15 protein-coding genes are annotated in these 13,482 nt (G+C 67.3%); 4 read left to right on the top strand and 11 right to left on the bottom strand.

Annotated features, from left to right (window positions below):
• Positions 1 to 12: 12 nt before the first annotated feature.
• From BLV60_RS20535 to BLV60_RS20520, 4 genes are read right to left on the bottom strand one after another with little or no spacing between them, the layout of a single operon-like run.
• Positions 13 to 1,140 (bottom strand): sterol desaturase family protein, encoded by a 1,128-nt coding sequence (locus BLV60_RS20535; RefSeq protein WP_093057122.1) that lies wholly within the window; start codon positions 1,138 to 1,140, stop codon positions 13 to 15.
• Between the two features lie 40 nt (positions 1,141 to 1,180).
• Positions 1,181 to 2,458 carry a beta-ketoacyl-[acyl-carrier-protein] synthase family protein gene (locus tag BLV60_RS20530; protein WP_093057121.1) on the bottom strand — a complete coding sequence of 426 codons (1,278 nt, stop codon included), beginning with the start codon at positions 2,456 to 2,458 and terminating at the stop codon, positions 1,181 to 1,183.
• Positions 2,455 to 2,754, bottom strand: a complete 300-nt coding sequence (locus BLV60_RS20525; RefSeq protein WP_093057120.1) for an acyl carrier protein — start codon at positions 2,752 to 2,754, stop codon at positions 2,455 to 2,457. Before BLV60_RS20525 ends, BLV60_RS20530 begins: the two co-directional genes overlap by 4 nt.
• A gap of 44 nt (positions 2,755 to 2,798) precedes the next feature.
• Entirely contained in the window at positions 2,799 to 3,659 is an 861-nt protein-coding gene (locus BLV60_RS20520) for an alpha/beta hydrolase (protein WP_093057119.1), read from the bottom strand.
• 137 nt (positions 3,660 to 3,796) lie between these two features.
• Here BLV60_RS20520 and BLV60_RS20515 point away from each other — a divergent pair, with 137 nt between their 5' ends.
• A complete protein-coding gene (locus BLV60_RS20515) occupies positions 3,797 to 4,486 on the top strand; it encodes a response regulator transcription factor (RefSeq protein WP_093057118.1) in 690 nt (229 codons plus the stop codon).
• 7 nt (positions 4,487 to 4,493) lie between these two features.
• Positions 4,494 to 5,900, top strand: a complete 1,407-nt coding sequence (locus tag BLV60_RS20510; RefSeq protein ID WP_176928844.1) for a sensor histidine kinase — start codon at positions 4,494 to 4,496, stop codon at positions 5,898 to 5,900.
• Here BLV60_RS20510 and BLV60_RS20505 read toward each other — a convergent pair.
• The 7 genes from BLV60_RS20505 to gstA form a co-directional block, all read right to left on the bottom strand.
• Positions 5,897 to 6,655: an SMU1112c/YaeR family gloxylase I-like metalloprotein gene (locus BLV60_RS20505; protein WP_093057174.1), complete on the bottom strand. Its 759-nt coding sequence runs from the start codon at positions 6,653 to 6,655 to the stop codon at positions 5,897 to 5,899. The two genes, BLV60_RS20510 and BLV60_RS20505, sit on opposite strands and share 4 nt — an antisense overlap.
• Before the next feature lie 5 nt (positions 6,656 to 6,660).
• Positions 6,661 to 7,116: a GNAT family N-acetyltransferase gene (locus BLV60_RS20500; protein WP_093057117.1), complete on the bottom strand. Its 456-nt coding sequence runs from the start codon at positions 7,114 to 7,116 to the stop codon at positions 6,661 to 6,663.
• The gene (locus BLV60_RS20495; protein WP_093057116.1) at positions 7,113 to 7,598 is read right to left on the bottom strand and encodes a RidA family protein; all 486 of its coding nucleotides are present in this window, start codon (positions 7,596 to 7,598) and stop codon (positions 7,113 to 7,115) included. Before BLV60_RS20495 ends, BLV60_RS20500 begins: the two co-directional genes overlap by 4 nt.
• Positions 7,599 to 7,660: 62 nt before the next feature.
• Entirely contained in the window at positions 7,661 to 8,764 is a 1,104-nt protein-coding gene (locus BLV60_RS20490) for an alkene reductase (RefSeq protein ID WP_093057115.1), read from the bottom strand.
• 85 nt (positions 8,765 to 8,849) lie between these two features.
• Complete coding sequence (locus tag BLV60_RS20485) at positions 8,850 to 10,664, bottom strand: acyclic terpene utilization AtuA family protein (RefSeq protein WP_093057173.1); 1,815 nt, start codon at positions 10,662 to 10,664, stop codon at positions 8,850 to 8,852.
• A complete protein-coding gene (locus BLV60_RS20480) occupies positions 10,661 to 11,443 on the bottom strand; it encodes an enoyl-CoA hydratase/isomerase family protein (RefSeq protein ID WP_093057114.1) in 783 nt (260 codons plus the stop codon). The genes BLV60_RS20485 and BLV60_RS20480 overlap by 4 nt, the downstream gene beginning before the upstream one ends.
• A 157-nt stretch (positions 11,444 to 11,600) precedes the next feature.
• Positions 11,601 to 12,209, bottom strand: coding sequence for a glutathione transferase GstA (gene gstA, locus BLV60_RS20475; protein ID WP_093057113.1), 609 nt, complete (start codon positions 12,207 to 12,209; stop codon positions 11,601 to 11,603).
• Positions 12,210 to 12,394: 185 nt separating this feature from the next.
• Here gstA and BLV60_RS20470 point away from each other — a divergent pair, with 185 nt between their 5' ends.
• Positions 12,395 to 12,580, top strand: a complete 186-nt coding sequence (locus tag BLV60_RS20470) for a DUF1328 family protein (RefSeq protein WP_013538518.1) — start codon at positions 12,395 to 12,397, stop codon at positions 12,578 to 12,580.
• Positions 12,580 to 13,467 carry a transglutaminase-like domain-containing protein gene (locus BLV60_RS20465; RefSeq protein ID WP_093057112.1) on the top strand — a complete coding sequence of 296 codons (888 nt, stop codon included), beginning with the start codon at positions 12,580 to 12,582 and terminating at the stop codon, positions 13,465 to 13,467. The genes BLV60_RS20470 and BLV60_RS20465 overlap by 1 nt, the downstream gene beginning before the upstream one ends.
• Positions 13,468 to 13,482 lie beyond the last annotated feature (15 nt).

The raw sequence follows: 13,482 nt of genomic DNA, 5'->3' as shown, positions 1-13,482 counted from the left end.
ATAGCGAGGCCGTCAGGCGAGCAGTACCGCCGAAACTCCCAGCAAGGCCAGCTGTGCGCACCAGGCCCATCGCAGCCGCAGTTGCGAGTCGAGCACGGCGCCAATGGACCAGAAGCCACCAACGGCCAGCGCAAGCAGTCCCAGTCCCGTCTGGAACGCGAGGTCGTCGGCGCGCCACAGAAAGGCCAGCGTCACGCCGACCCAGCACGCGAAGTGAATCGAGGCCGAAGCCACCTGCGGGCGCGTCAGCGCCGGATCGTGAATGTGCATCGCTTCTTCCAGCGAAAAGGGTGCATCGGGAAACCGTTGTGCCACGTCGGCCGGCCGCCAGCCCGGCGGCTTGAACCACACGGCAATCTTGTCCTGCCAGCGCCGCGTGTACCAAGCGTCTCGCAGCAGCGGCGCATACGGGCCGAGGATCGCACGCATCGGGTCGAAGCTCGCAAGCGTCTTGCGTGTGCCGTAGACGCAGCGCTCTTTCTCTTCGGCGAAGGTGCCGAACATGCGGTCCCACACCACGAGCATGCCGCCGTAGTTGCGGTCCACGTAGCCGTCGTTCACCGCGTGATGCACGCGATGGTTCGACGGTGACGAGAACACGCGGTCGAACCAGCCGAGCTTGCCGATGTGCTCGGTGTGGATCCAGAACTGGTAGACCAGCACGATCAGCCCCGCAAGGCCGAACTGCTCGGGCGGCACCCCAACCACCGCCATCGGCAGGTAGAAGGCCCAGCCCAGAAAGGCCACGGTGCTTTCCTGCCGCAGCGCAGTGGAAAAATTGAAGTGCTGGCTCTGGTGGTGCACCGAGTGCGCGGCCCAGAACACGGCCGATTCATGGCCTGCGCGATGCAGCCAGTAGTCGAAGAAGTCGAACAGCAGCACGGCGACGATCCAGCCAATGACGCTGTCCCAGAAGCTGGGCCGCGTCCATATCGCGACCAGCGGATAGACCATCGCGTAGAGACCGATCTGGAACAGCTGCGTGCACACTGACAGTGCCTGGCTCAGCAGCCCTTGGCTCAGGCTGCCGAGCGTGTCGCTGAAGCGGTAGGTGTTGCGCCGCTTGAGCCAACCCCATGCGAACTCGCACGCCATGAGCAGCGCGAACACGGGCACGACGAAAACAACCAGCCGGTGCACCGCGTTCGTTTTTCAGGAAGGGTTCAGCGAATCTTCAGCGTCAGGACGCGCGGCCGGCCACGATGACCGCGTTGGTGCCGCCAAAGGCGAAGGAATTGGACAGCACATAGCGGATGCCCTTGGCCTCGCGCGCCTCGCCTTGCACGAAGTCGAGATCGAATGCGGCATCAGGCGTCTGCAGGTTGGCGATGGGCGGCAGCGTCTCGCGCGCCAGTGCGCGCAGCGCCGCAACGAGCTCGATCGCGCCACCACCGCCGAGCACGTGGCCGTGGATGGCCTTGGTCGCGCTGACCGGTGTGTGGTTGCCGAACACCTCGCGGATAGATGCGGCTTCGGCCGCATCGCCTGCGGAAGTGGCCGTGCCGTGTGCGTTGATATGGCCGACGTCGGAGGCTTTGATGCCTGCATCGCGCAGTGCGGCGCGCATTGCGCGCACCTGGCCCGGGGCGTCGGGGTTGGTGATGTGCGTGCCGTCGCAGTTGGTGGCGTAGCCCGCAAGCACGAAGGGCGCGGCCTCGGCGCCGCGTGCGGCTGCATGCGCTTCGGATTCGAGCACCAGCGCGGCCGCGCCTTCGCCAATGGCAAAGCCCGCGCGGTCACCCGAGAACGGGCGGCAGGCCGAAGAGGGCGCATCGGCCGGCGGCGGAGCCATCACGCGCATCGCGTGCCAGCTGGCCATCACGCCTGGCGTGAGCATGGCGTCGTGGCCGCCGACGATGGCAACGTCGATCCAGCCACCGCGAATGGCGCGCATCGCCTCGCCGATGGCCACGGCCGAGGAGGCGCAGGCACAGGCGTAGGCAATGGCCGAACCGCGCGCGCCGAAGTGCAGCGCGAGCTCGGCCACGGCGGCGTTGGGCATCACGGTAAGCACGGTCGTCGGGCGCATGCGGCGCTGTTCGCCGTAGAGCGCGCTGGTGGTGTTGTCGAAGGTGCCGGCACCCGCGAGGCCGCTGCCCCAGAAGATGCCGAGGCGGTCGCGGTCGATGGTGTCGAGGTCGAGCTTCGCTTCGCCAGCCGCGTCCTGCGCGGCGGCCAGCGCCATGGCGGTGCCGCGGTCCAGCGGGAGGCGCGAGGTGCTGCGCACGCCGTTCGAATCGAAGTCGCAGGCGGCAACGGCGAGCAGCATCGGGTCCATGCCCTTGATCTCCAGCGTCTGCGCGCGCACGGCCGAGCGACCCGCGAACAGCGCCTCGTCGAAGGCTTCGACGGTGCGGCCGATGGGCGTGACGAAACCGATGCCGCTCACGCGCACCGGCGCGGAGGCGGCGCGTGCGGCCGAAGCGGCGAGCGCGGCGTGGGCTGCACCGCTGCTCATGCGGTGGCTTCGGCGGGCTGGGCGGCGGCTGCGCTGCCGGCACTTTCCGTGTCGATCACTTCGCACAGGCGCTGCAGCGTGATGCCGGCTTCGCGCGGGTCAAGGCGGTCTTCGGGAATGCGCAGGTGGAAGGCGTCTTCGACGGCGAAGACGAACTCCATCAGCGCGAGCGAGTCGAGGCCCAGGTCGGACAGCGCAGTGTCCGGCGAGATGGCCGAGCGCTCGACGCGGAAGTCGGTTTCCAGGATCGCAGCGATGCTGTTGAAGGTAGGCGAAGAAGCGTTGGAAGAAGACATGGAAATGCTTTCCTTTCGGGCGTGATCGAACGTTGTCGAAGGTGTCAGGCGTACAGCGGATGCTCGGGCATCGTGCCATGCGCCACGGCATCGACGAACGACACTGTTTCGCGCACAACCTGTTGACGATCGTTGTCGATTGTGATCATGTGGTAGCTGTTGGCGACCACCACGGTGCGGAAGGCGCGGCAGCGCAGGCCGCGCGCGAGGATGTCGAGGTTGGCCACGCTGGCCACTTCGTCCTGCTGGGCGTGCAGCGCGAGCACGTTGTCGCATCGCACGCTGTTGAGGTTGCGGCGCACGTGGCGGATGAGCCGGTCGTGCTCGCGCAGATGGCCCACGCCGATGACGGAACTGCCGGCGCGCGAGACCTTGCGGTGGCGCAACTCGCGCTCGATCCAGGCGCGCACGCGTTCGTTCTTCACGCCGTAGGGCGGGCGTTCGCGGTATTGCCAGAGCCGGCCGAGCGGCGTGTAGAAGGCCAGCGGCAGCAGGAACTGCGTGCGTGGAATGGCCCAGCCGTCGAAGCGCAGCGTGGTCGACATGAGCACCAGCGCATCGACTTCGCTGCCGCAGCGGATGGCCGCGCCAAGCGCGAGCGAGGAGCCGGCGGAAATGCCGACGAGCATCACGCGGTCGTGCTGCGCGCGCAGCGCCTTCACCTGCGCCTGGATCGCGTCGAGCCAGCGTTCGTACGGCGCCGCGCGCTGCAGCGGCGCATTGGCGTCGAACGAGTAACCCTCGATCGACAGCGGGTGCACCGAGTAGCCGCGGCTGCGCAGGGCAGACTGCACGGTCAGCAACTCGTCAGGCGTGCTGCATAAACCATGCAGCAGGACCACGGCGGTGCGTTGCACCTCCGGAGGCACCAGGCTCAAAAGATCGGAGGGTTCACGCGCGCTCATCGTGTGGCGTCGGCCATGAAAATGGCCCGTATTTCATCTTGCTGTCGTATGCTCATGTTGCGTTTATCGCTTGGAGCGACTGACCGGCCGCTGACCCGTCGTTCGCAAGGCAGATCACCCCCAACCACTCAATAACCATGCGAATTCTGCTTGTCGAAGATGACGCCGTTCTGCGCGATGTGATGGTGCGCAGCCTCGCGGATGCCGGCCATCGTGTCGACGTGTCGACCAACGTCGAAGATGCCGATCACCTGTGGCGCGTGCAGCCCTTCGATGCCGTGCTGCTCGACCTCAACCTGCCGGCCACCGCGAGCCCGACCAGCGGCCTCGCAAGCGGCCTCACCGCGCTGCGGCAGGCACGTGCGCGCGGCGACCGCACTCCTGTGCTGGTGCTCACCGCGCGCGGTCGCACCGAGGAGCGCATCGCCGGCCTCGATGCCGGCGCCGACGACTATCTCGGCAAGCCCTTCGACCTGGCCGAGGTCGAAGCCCGCCTGCGTGCGCTGGTACGCCGCGCCAAGGGCACCGAAGACATCGTGCTGCTGGGCCAGCTGAAGCTTGACCGCAAGGCACGCCGCTTCTCGACCGCGAGCGGTCCGCTCGACCTGCCGGCGCGCGAGTTCGAGGTGCTGTGGGAACTCATGAGTCCGCCGGGCCGCACTGTGAGCAAGCGTGCGCTGTCCGACAAGCTGTCGAGCTTCGACGAATCGCTCGGCGACAACGCGCTCGAGGCCTTCATCTCCCGCTTGCGTAAGAAGCTGCAGGGCACGGGCGCGAGCATCCGCACGCTGCGCGGCATCGGGTATCTGCTCGAAGCCGAGGTGTGATCCGCGCGTGACCGAGCCGCAGCAACAGCCGACTGAAACGCAACCCGCGGCCATCGTGCGTGCGCCGTCGCTCACGCGGCGCGTGCTGCGCAACGTGCTGGTGCCGCTGGCGCTCACGTGGATGGTCGGTGCTGTCATCGCGCTGGTCATCGCCAACTACTTTTCCGAGCAGGCCTTCGACCGCGGCATGCTCGACGATGCCTATGCGCTGTCGGCCAACGTGCAAGCGGGTGAGCGCGGCATCGAACTGCTGCTGACGCCGCGCGAAGTGGCCACCGTGCTCTTCGACCAGGTCGACAAGGTGTACTTCGCGGTGCAGAGGCTCGACGGCTCGCTGATCTCGGGGCAATCGGGCCTGCAGGCGCCGCTGCCGGTGGACGGCTCGCGCTACCGCTTTTCCGACATCCGCTACGAAGGAGGCACGCTGCGCGCGGTGGTGCTCGAGCATGACGCCGAGCCCGACATCAGCATGCCCTACCGCGTGATCATTGCGCAGACCACGCTGAGCCGGACTGCGCTGGTGCGGCAGCTGCTGGGCTATGCGCTGGCGCCGCAGATCGTGCTGCTGATCCTGTTGGCAGTCTGGCTCTGGTACGGCATTCGCAGCGATCTGCGCCCGCTCGCCGACCTGCAGCGCGCGCTCGACCGGCGCGACGTGCGCGACCTGTCGCCGGTGGCGGTGGCACAGACTTCGCGCGAACTTCAGCGCCTGGGCAATGCGGTCAACTCGCTGTTCGAGCGGCTGGGCAACAGCGTGCAGGCGCAGCGCGAGTTCGTGGGCAACGTGGCGCACGAGCTGCGCACGCCATTGGCCGGCATCCGCGCGCTGGCCGAGTACGGGCTCGCGCAGCAGGACACCAACGTGTGGCGCGAGCAGCTCGAGCGCGTGTCGGAACGGCAGGCGCGCGCCAGCCACCTGATCGACCAACTGCTGGCGCTGGCATTGGCCGAGGAAGCGCGTACCGAGCTCAAGCGCGTGCCGGTGCGGCTCGACGTGCTGGCCGAGCAGACGGTACTGCGGCACCTCGCGCGTGCCGATGCACGCGGCGTCGACCTCGGCGCGCGCGGCCTCGACGACGGCGTGGTCGTGCATGCCAACGAGGCGCTGGTGGAGGGCATCCTCGACAACCTGATCGACAACGCGCTGCGCTATGGCGGGCGCACCATCACCGTCGAGCTCGCGGGCCGCACGTTGAGCGTGATCGACGACGGGCCCGGCATTCCGCTCGAAGCCCAACGTGCCCTGATGCAGCGCTGGGCGCAAGGGCCCGCGGGCGAGAAGCTCGGGCAGGGCTCGGGGCTGGGGTTGTCGATCGTGTCGCGCTATGCGGAGTTGCTGGGAGCTGAGCTGCGGCTCGAAGCGGCCGAGCCCACCGGCCTGCGCGTGAGCGTGGCGTTCGGCGAGGCAATCTAGAGCGTTTGGAGCGGTGTGCCCTGGTGGAACGCCATGCGCCAGCGGCCGGCGCGGCGTTGCCACAGCGAGCTGCGCAGCGAGTCCGCGGCGGGGCGCTGCGCAATGGCTTCGCGGTGCGCGCGATAGGTGACCAGCGCCACATCGGGTGCCATGCGCAGCACGCGAAAGTCCGACATCGTCCGCTGCGAAAACGCCTCGTCGCGCAGCGCTTCGATGATGGCAGCCCGCGTCCACACCGTGCCCGAGACGCCCAGTTCATGGAAGTCGTCGTCGAGCAGTTCTTCGAGTCGTGCGGCGTTTGTGCGCACCTCGCGAAGATGCAATGCGCCTTCGAGCTTGAGCAGCAGCGCGTCGAGATCGGCGGTCGGTGCGGCCTCGTAGAGTTCGAGCGGAAGGCCGTCGGGGTCGGCGAAGAAGGTGAAGCGCCGGCCCGTGAATTCATCAGTGCGCAGTGGCTCGACCGCAATGCCCTGTGCTGCGAGTTCGTCGGCCGCGGCCTGCACATCGGGCACCTCGAAAGACAGGTGCCGCAGCCCCTGCGCCTCGGGCCGCGTGAGGCGCGCAGGCGCATCGGGGAAAGAGAAGAGTTCGATCTGCGAGCCGTCAGGCAGTGCCAGGTCGAGCTTGTACGAGTCGCGCGCGGCGCGGTAGTTTTCGGCGATCACGCGCAGGCCGAGCACTTCGGTGTAGAAGCGCTTCGACACTGCGTAGTCGGCGCAGATGATCGCGACGTGATGGATGCGGGCCAGCTGCATGGCGGTCACTTCAATGGCTTGCGCAGGAAGACACGAGTGCGCTCCGCGAAGGCCAGGCGCTTGTATTCGACATAGCCGATGCGTTCGTAGAGCGCTCGGTTCTCGGTCATCTTCTCGTTGGTGAAGAGGTAGATCGAGTCGTGGCCTTGCCGCAGTGCTTCCTGTTCGGCGAGCTCAAGCAGGGCGCGGCCCACGCCGGTGCCCTGGTGTTGCGGCAGTACGGCGATCACGTCGATCAGGAAGCCTTCGTCGGTAGTGTCGAGCACCAGTGCGGCGATGGTCTCGCCATGCTGCGTGGCGATCCAGACCTGTGCATTGGCGATGGCCGCGCTGTAGTCCCTGGTCATCGGAATCGGCGTGAGGCCCAGGCGCGGAATGTAGTGGCGGAAGGCTTCGACGGCGCAGTTGGCGACGGATGTTGCATCGCTCTCGGTGGCATGCCTGATGGTCCACGTCGTCATGCGTCGAATTCCACTTCGCCTTCGATCTCGACCGGTATGTTGAACGGCAGCTCGGCCATGCCCACCGCACTGCGCGAATGCGCGCCGATGTCGGGTCCGAAGAGCTCGAGGATGAGGTCCGAGAAGCCGTTGATCACTGCTGGCTGTTTGTCGAAGCCGGGCGCCGAAGCGACCATGCCGAACACGCGTGTCCAGGCCGTGATGCGGTCGAGATCGCCGAGCGCGCGCTGCAGGCTGCCGAGCATCGCGAGCCCCGTGAGACGTGCGGCGGTGTAGCCCCGCTCGACGCTCAGTTCGCGGCCCAACTTGCCAAGCGGCGCGGCGATGGTGCCATCGGCATTGAGCGGGCCGTGACCCGAGATCAATGCGCGGCGGCCGACGATGCGGATGAATTGAAAGGGCAGCACGACGCCGGGTGGCGGCGTCACTGTCGGTGGAAGAACGAGGCCGAGCGCGGCCAGTCGTTGCTCGATGCGGGCCATGGCATTTCTCTCCTGGGGCGGATACAAAGCGTCCGCCGCATCTTGCCATGGCCTTTTCCGGATTACGCCAGTGCGGGGTAGTCCGTGTAGCCCTTCGCGCCACCACCGTACATGGTGGCCTTGTCGAGCTCGTTGAGCGGTGCGTTCTCGCGCAGGCGGCGCACGAGGTCGGGGTTCGAGATGAAGGGCTTGCCGAAGGCCACGAGGTCGTCGCCTTCCTTCAGCGCTTCTTCGGCCAGCGGGCGGTCGTAGCCGTTGTTGACCATCCATGCACCCTTGCCGCCGGCTTCGCGGTAAGCGGCCTTCAGCGCTTCGTAGTCGAAGGGCCGGTCTTCGATTTCGCGCGGGCCACCGGTGGCGCCTTCGATGATGTGGATGTAGGCGAGGTTGAGCGTGGCGAGCTGCTTCACCACGTAGGTGAACAGCGGCTGCGGGTTGCTGTCGTGCACGTCGTTGGCCGGCGTCACGGGCGACAGGCGGATGCCGGTCTTGCCGCCGCCGACGGCGTCGACCACGGCACGCGCGGATTCGAGCAGCAGGCGGGCGCGGTTCTCGATGCTGCCGCCGTAGTCGTCGGTGCGCTTGTTGCTGCCGTCCTTGAGGAACTGGTCGAGCAGGTAGCCGTTGGCGCCGTGCAGTTCCACGCCGTCGAAGCCTGCGGTCTCAACCGCGCTGCGGGCGGCCACCGCGTAGGCGTGCACGATGCCGGGCAGTTCGCCGGCGTCGAGCGCGCGCGGCTCGGAGGTCTCGACGAAGGTTGGCACGCCTTCCTTGATGAGCACGGTCTTGGTCTTGGCGGTAATGGCCGAGGGGGCGACGGGCTTGCCGCCACCGGGTTGCAGTTCGGTGTGCGAGACGCGGCCCACGTGCCACAGCTGCACGACGATCTTGCCGCCCTTGGCGTGCACGGCGTCGGTCACGCGCTTCCAGGCGTCGAGCTGCTCGGTACCGTAGAGGCCGGGCACGTCGGCATAGCCCTGGCCCTGGTGGCTGATGGCGGTGGCCTCGGTGATGAGCAGGCCGGCACTGGCGCGCTGCGCGTAGTAGGTGGCGGCGATGTCGGGTGGGATCGCGTTCGGCGAGCGGTTGCGCGTGAGCGGCGCCATCACGATGCGGTTGGCGAGCTTCAGGTCGCCGGCCTGGACGGGGTCGAAAAGGGTGGACATCGTGCGATCGAAAGCAAAGTTGAAAGAGGCGCAAGGCTAAGCCCCCGGCCTCAACCCTGCTGTCGCACGGTTGTCCCGATTGGTGCTAGGCAAGCAACGCCAGCAGCGCGGGGCTTGCGCGCAGGGGCACGGCCAGCAGGATCTGGCCCATGCCCTTGCCGAGCGGGTCGTTGCGCAGCGAGGCCATGCCGCCGCCGCCCAGCGCCTGCTCGCAGACGAAGTTGAAGGCGCCGATGCCCGGCACCTCGTAGCGCGTGACGCGGCCTTTGACGAGGTGCGCGAGCCATTCGGCCACGCGCGCTTCGGTGAGCTGTTCGCGCAGCAGCGGCAGCAGGGCAGGGTGGCGCGCGATGACGCCGATGTTCGATGTGTCGCCCTTGTCACCGCTGCGAGCCCAGGCGAGGCGTATGAGAGGTACCTCGATGGCGTCAGGGGCCGGGGGTGCTTCATGCGTTTCTGGTGCTCTGACAGGCGATGGGATGGGGGCTGACGCGGAAACCTCGCTGCGCGGAACATCGACGCGTTTCCCATCGATGGTCACCGTGGCTTCCACCCGCGACTTGTCGAGCAGGAACGCGTATTGCCGGATCGAAGGCGACACCGAGGCGCGTCCACCGCCCGCACCCGTGGTGCCTGGCGCCCACGATGTGCCCGCCGGTGCGATCTCGCGTGCGAACAGCTCCAGCGCTTCCTTGCGCGGATGCGTCACCGCGAGCCGCAGCACCGCTTCGCGCGTCTGCAATGCCTGCGCATGCGGGCCGTAGCAAGACTCCGCGCCCAGCACTTCGAGCTGCGTGCCGCTGTACGGCCCGAAGCCGTATTGCGAGAACAGCGTGCCCGTGCGCGCGAGGATGGCTTCGCCCGTGCGCTTCGCCTTGGCCACCGCATCGAAGCCCACGATGGTGAGCTGCGCCGCCGTCTTGAAGCCGTCGACATACGTGGCGCTGACCTTGTAGCTCGCGGTCGGCGCATGGCCGCGCGCGCCGTGCACACGCACGTGGTGCTCGCCGGCCTGCTCGATGCGCACCTGCGTGAAGTCGGCCACCACGTCGGGCAGCAGGTACGCCGCGGGGTCTCCGATCTCGTAGAGCATCTGCTCGCCCACCACCGCGGGCGTGAGCTTGCCGCCGGTACCCTCCGGCTTGGTGACGACGAAGCTGCCGTCGGCGCTGCATTCGACGATGGGATAGCCGATGTTCGGCCAGTCGGGCACGGTGTCCCAGTCGGTGTGCAGGCCGCCGGTGGCCTGGCAGCCGCATTCGATGATGTGGCCCGCGAGGCTGCCGGCCGCGAGCAGATCGAAGTCGTCCGGCTGCCACTTGAACTCGTGCATGAGCACGCCGAGCGTGACGGCGGAGTCGACACAGCGGCCGGTGATGACGACCTGCGCACCCGCATCGAGCGCAGCCTGTATCGGCCGTGCGCCGAGATACGCGTTGGCGGTGAGCACGCGTTCGGGCAGCGCGGCGCCGCTCTGCAGTTCGCGCACGGGTGGTTGTGCCTGGCGCAGTTGCGGCAGCAGCGGGGACACGTCGTCGCCGCTCACCACGGCGATCTTCAATGCAACGCCCTGCTCGGCGGCCAGGGCCGCGAGTGCATCGGCACAGCCTTGCGGGTTGACGCCGCCTGCGTTGCTCACCACGCGGATGCCTTGTTTCACGACGTCCTTCAGCACTGCCTTCATCGCGACGGAGACGAAGTCGGTTGCGTAGCCCAGCTCGGGCTTCTTGAGCCGGGCACCCGCGAGGATCGACATGGTGAGTTCGGCGAGGTAGTCGAACACGAGGTAGTCGATCTGCCCGCTGCCCACGAGTTGCGGCGCGCCCACGCTGCTGTCGCCCCAGAAGCCCGATGCGCCGCCGATGCGGACGATGCGTTCGTTGTTGTTGCTGCTGTTCATCGGCCACTCCATTGCGGCTTGCGCTTCTCGCGGAAGGCGAGTTGTCCTTCGGCGGCGTCTTCGGTGAGTGCGAACAGGCCGATCTGGCTTTCGGTGAAGGCCATCGATTCCTCGAAGGCCATCGCCTCGATCTTCTTCATTGTGTAGAGGCCGCGGCGGATGGCGGCGGGCGACTTGTCGAGCATGCGGCCGAGCAGCCAGTCGACGCTTTCGTCGACGTCGTCGCTCACGCGGTTGACGAGCCGCAGTTCGAGCGCCTGCGCGGCGGTGATGGGCTCACCGGTGATGCACATCTCGGCCAGCACGCGGCGCGGCAGCAGGCCGCCGAGCACGCTGAGCACCTGTGCGGGAAAGAGGCCGACCTTCACCTCGGGCAGGCCGAACACGGCCTGGCTGCTGGCCACGGCCATGTCGCACATCGCCATGATCCCCATGCCGCCGGCCATGCATGCGCCGTTGACGCGCGCGATCAGCGGCACGGTCGATTGCCGGGCCTGGCGGAACAGATTGGCAAAGCCCTGGTAAGGCGCGGCGTAGTCGAACTTGAAGGAGGTGCCGCTCTGCAGGTCGGCGCCGGCGCAGAAGGCGCGCGTGCCGGCACCGGTGATGACCACGGCTCGCACGGCGGCGTCGCTGTTGGCGCGGGCCAGTGCGTCGCTCAGGCCGGCGAGCACTGCGCCGTTGATGGCGTTGCGGCGCTCTTCGCGGTCGATGGTGAGCCACATGACGGGCCCGCGCATCTCTTCGCGTAGTTCGACGGGGGGCGGGGTTTCGGGCATGGCGCGGGTTCCTTCTTCGGTCGTCTGAAGTTCTGCCCGTAGCGTGACCCGAAAAAAAAGCCGCATCGTGCGGCTTGTGGCTGAAGCAGTCCGGGTTTTCCCCTAGAGGGGGCATCCGGCCGCTTCAATGCTTCTGCACGCTTTCGCGTGCTTCGGCTTACTTCAGCAGGCCTTCGGCCTTCATTGCATCCTGCACCGCGGGGCGGGCGCCAACGCGTGCGTGCCAGGCCTGGACGTTGGGAAAGCCGGAGATGTCCACGCCCGTGGGCTTGGTCCAGTTGGTGACGGTGAACAGGTAGCCGTCGGCCACGCTGAAGTGGTCGCCCATCAGGTATTGCTTGTTGGCCAGTTCGCCGTCGAGCCATTGGAAGCGCGACTTGAGCTTGTCCTTGAAGATGGTCTTGGCTTCTTCGGGCATGTTCGGGTTGAACAGCGGGCTGAAACCCTTGTGCACTTCGGTGCCGATGAAGGTCAGCCACTCCTGCAGGCGGTAGCGCTGCAGGGTGCCGGCTGCGGGCGCGAGGTTCTTGATGGGTGCGAGGTCGGCGATGTACTGCAGGATGGCCGGGCCTTCGCGCAGGCGGGTGCCGTCGTCGAGCTCGAGCATCGGCACGTAGCCCAGCGGGTTGATGCCGTAGTAGTCGGTGCCGTCCTGCAGCTTGTGGCTCTTGGTGCTGGCCAGCACGGGTTCGACGGCGATGCCTGCTTCGTACAGCGCGATGTGGGGCGAGAGCGAACAGGCACCGGGCGAGTAATACAGCTTCATTCGAAAAACTCCAATGGATGACGAGGTTGATTGATTGTTGTGGGAGACCGCAGCGGATGCTAGCGGGTTTGGCTGCCTCGCGTTTTTGTCCTACGGCCGCACGCGCGAGGCGACTATCGGGCGTGGGCAGGCCGCTTCCTAAGCTGCGTCGCACGGTGGGCAAGGCCTGCTGCAAGGAGTACCCGATGTTGAAGTACGCGATCATTTTTGCGGTCATCTCCCTCGTGGCCGGCCTGCTCGGCTTCGGTGGCGTGGCGGCCGGGGCTGCCGGCATTGCCAAGCTGCTGTTCGGCCTGTTCCTGGTGCTGGCCGTGCTGTTCGTCGTGCTGGCCGCGCTTGGCGTGGGTGCGGTGAAGAAGGCGCTCGACTGATGCACATCTCCCACGTCGATGCGCAGCTCGACTACGAGGTCGTCGCGCCGGCCCACATGCTGCTCAACATCGAAGCGGCGCGCTCGGGTGCGCAGGCCGTCGTCAGCGAGGAGCTGACGATCGAGCCACCGACCGAGATGCAGGTGTTCTGCGACGAGGGCAGCGGCAACCGCTTCATCCGTTTCGACGCGAAGCCCGGGCCGCTGAAGATTCGCTACAAGGCCAGCGTGCAGCGCGCGCATGTGGTGGTGCCGACCGACCTGCGAGAGGTGCCGGTCAGCGAAGTGCCCGACGAGGTGCTGCACTACATGATGCCGACGCGCTACTGCGAGTCAGACCTGATGTCGCGCTGCGCGCAGCAGCTCTTCGGCGACCTGCCGCCGAGCATCGGCCGCGTGCAGGCCATCGTCGACTGGATTCACGAGAGCATCGCCTACGAGCCGGGCAGCAGCGACTCGACAACGACGGCGCGCGAGGTGTTCGTGGAACGCGCGGGCGTGTGCCGCGACTTCGCGCACCTGGGCATCACCTTCTGCCGCGCGCTCAACATTCCGGCGCGGCTGGTGGTGGGCTATGTGTGGTTCGACGAGCCGCCGCAGGATTTCCACGCCGTGTTCGAAGCCTGGCTCGGCGGGCAGTGGGTGCTGTTCGATCCGACGCGCATGGCGCCAGTCGACCGGGTGGTGCGCGTGGGCACTGGGCGCGACGCGAAGGACGTGGCCTTCTGCACGATCTTCGGCAACGTGCGCATGACGGACAAGAAGCTCGTTGTTCGCGAGCTGCAGGATGAAAGCCTTGAACCGTCGAAGGCGCCGCCGCCGACTGGCGCGCTGGTCGGCATCGAGAAACCCGTGCCGGTGGTGCAGGTAGCCGAAGCGACGGGCTGACGCGGATAGTTTGCT

This window comes from Variovorax sp. YR634 (assembly GCF_900106655.1).
Classification (GTDB): domain Bacteria; phylum Pseudomonadota; class Gammaproteobacteria; order Burkholderiales; family Burkholderiaceae_C; genus Variovorax.
Note: the sequence above shows the minus strand (reverse complement) of the source record. Positions and strands in the feature narration are given on the sequence as shown.

What these genes read in the sequence shown, in the direction of transcription:
- BLV60_RS20465 (WP_093057112.1), top strand. Translation starts at nt 12,580, where the DNA reads ATGCACATCTCCCACGTCGATGCGCAGCTCGACTACGAGGTCGTCGCG.
- BLV60_RS20505 (WP_093057174.1), bottom strand. Translation starts at nt 6,655, where the DNA reads ATGCAGCTGGCCCGCATCCATCACGTCGCGATCATCTGCGCCGACTAC.
- BLV60_RS20485 (WP_093057173.1), bottom strand. Translation starts at nt 10,664, where the DNA reads ATGAACAGCAGCAACAACAACGAACGCATCGTCCGCATCGGCGGCGCA.
- BLV60_RS20480 (WP_093057114.1), bottom strand. Translation starts at nt 11,443, where the DNA reads ATGCCCGAAACCCCGCCCCCCGTCGAACTACGCGAAGAGATGCGCGGG.
- gstA (WP_093057113.1), bottom strand. Translation starts at nt 12,209, where the DNA reads ATGAAGCTGTATTACTCGCCCGGTGCCTGTTCGCTCTCGCCCCACATC.
- BLV60_RS20490 (WP_093057115.1), bottom strand. Translation starts at nt 8,764, where the DNA reads ATGTCCACCCTTTTCGACCCCGTCCAGGCCGGCGACCTGAAGCTCGCC.
- BLV60_RS20530 (WP_093057121.1), bottom strand. Translation starts at nt 2,458, where the DNA reads ATGAGCAGCGGTGCAGCCCACGCCGCGCTCGCCGCTTCGGCCGCACGC.
- BLV60_RS20500 (WP_093057117.1), bottom strand. Translation starts at nt 7,116, where the DNA reads ATGACGACGTGGACCATCAGGCATGCCACCGAGAGCGATGCAACATCC.
- BLV60_RS20525 (WP_093057120.1), bottom strand. Translation starts at nt 2,754, where the DNA reads ATGTCTTCTTCCAACGCTTCTTCGCCTACCTTCAACAGCATCGCTGCG.
- BLV60_RS20515 (WP_093057118.1), top strand. Translation starts at nt 3,797, where the DNA reads ATGCGAATTCTGCTTGTCGAAGATGACGCCGTTCTGCGCGATGTGATG.
- BLV60_RS20495 (WP_093057116.1), bottom strand. Translation starts at nt 7,598, where the DNA reads ATGGCCCGCATCGAGCAACGACTGGCCGCGCTCGGCCTCGTTCTTCCA.
- BLV60_RS20470 (WP_013538518.1), top strand. Translation starts at nt 12,395, where the DNA reads ATGTTGAAGTACGCGATCATTTTTGCGGTCATCTCCCTCGTGGCCGGC.
- BLV60_RS20520 (WP_093057119.1), bottom strand. Translation starts at nt 3,659, where the DNA reads ATGAGCGCGCGTGAACCCTCCGATCTTTTGAGCCTGGTGCCTCCGGAG.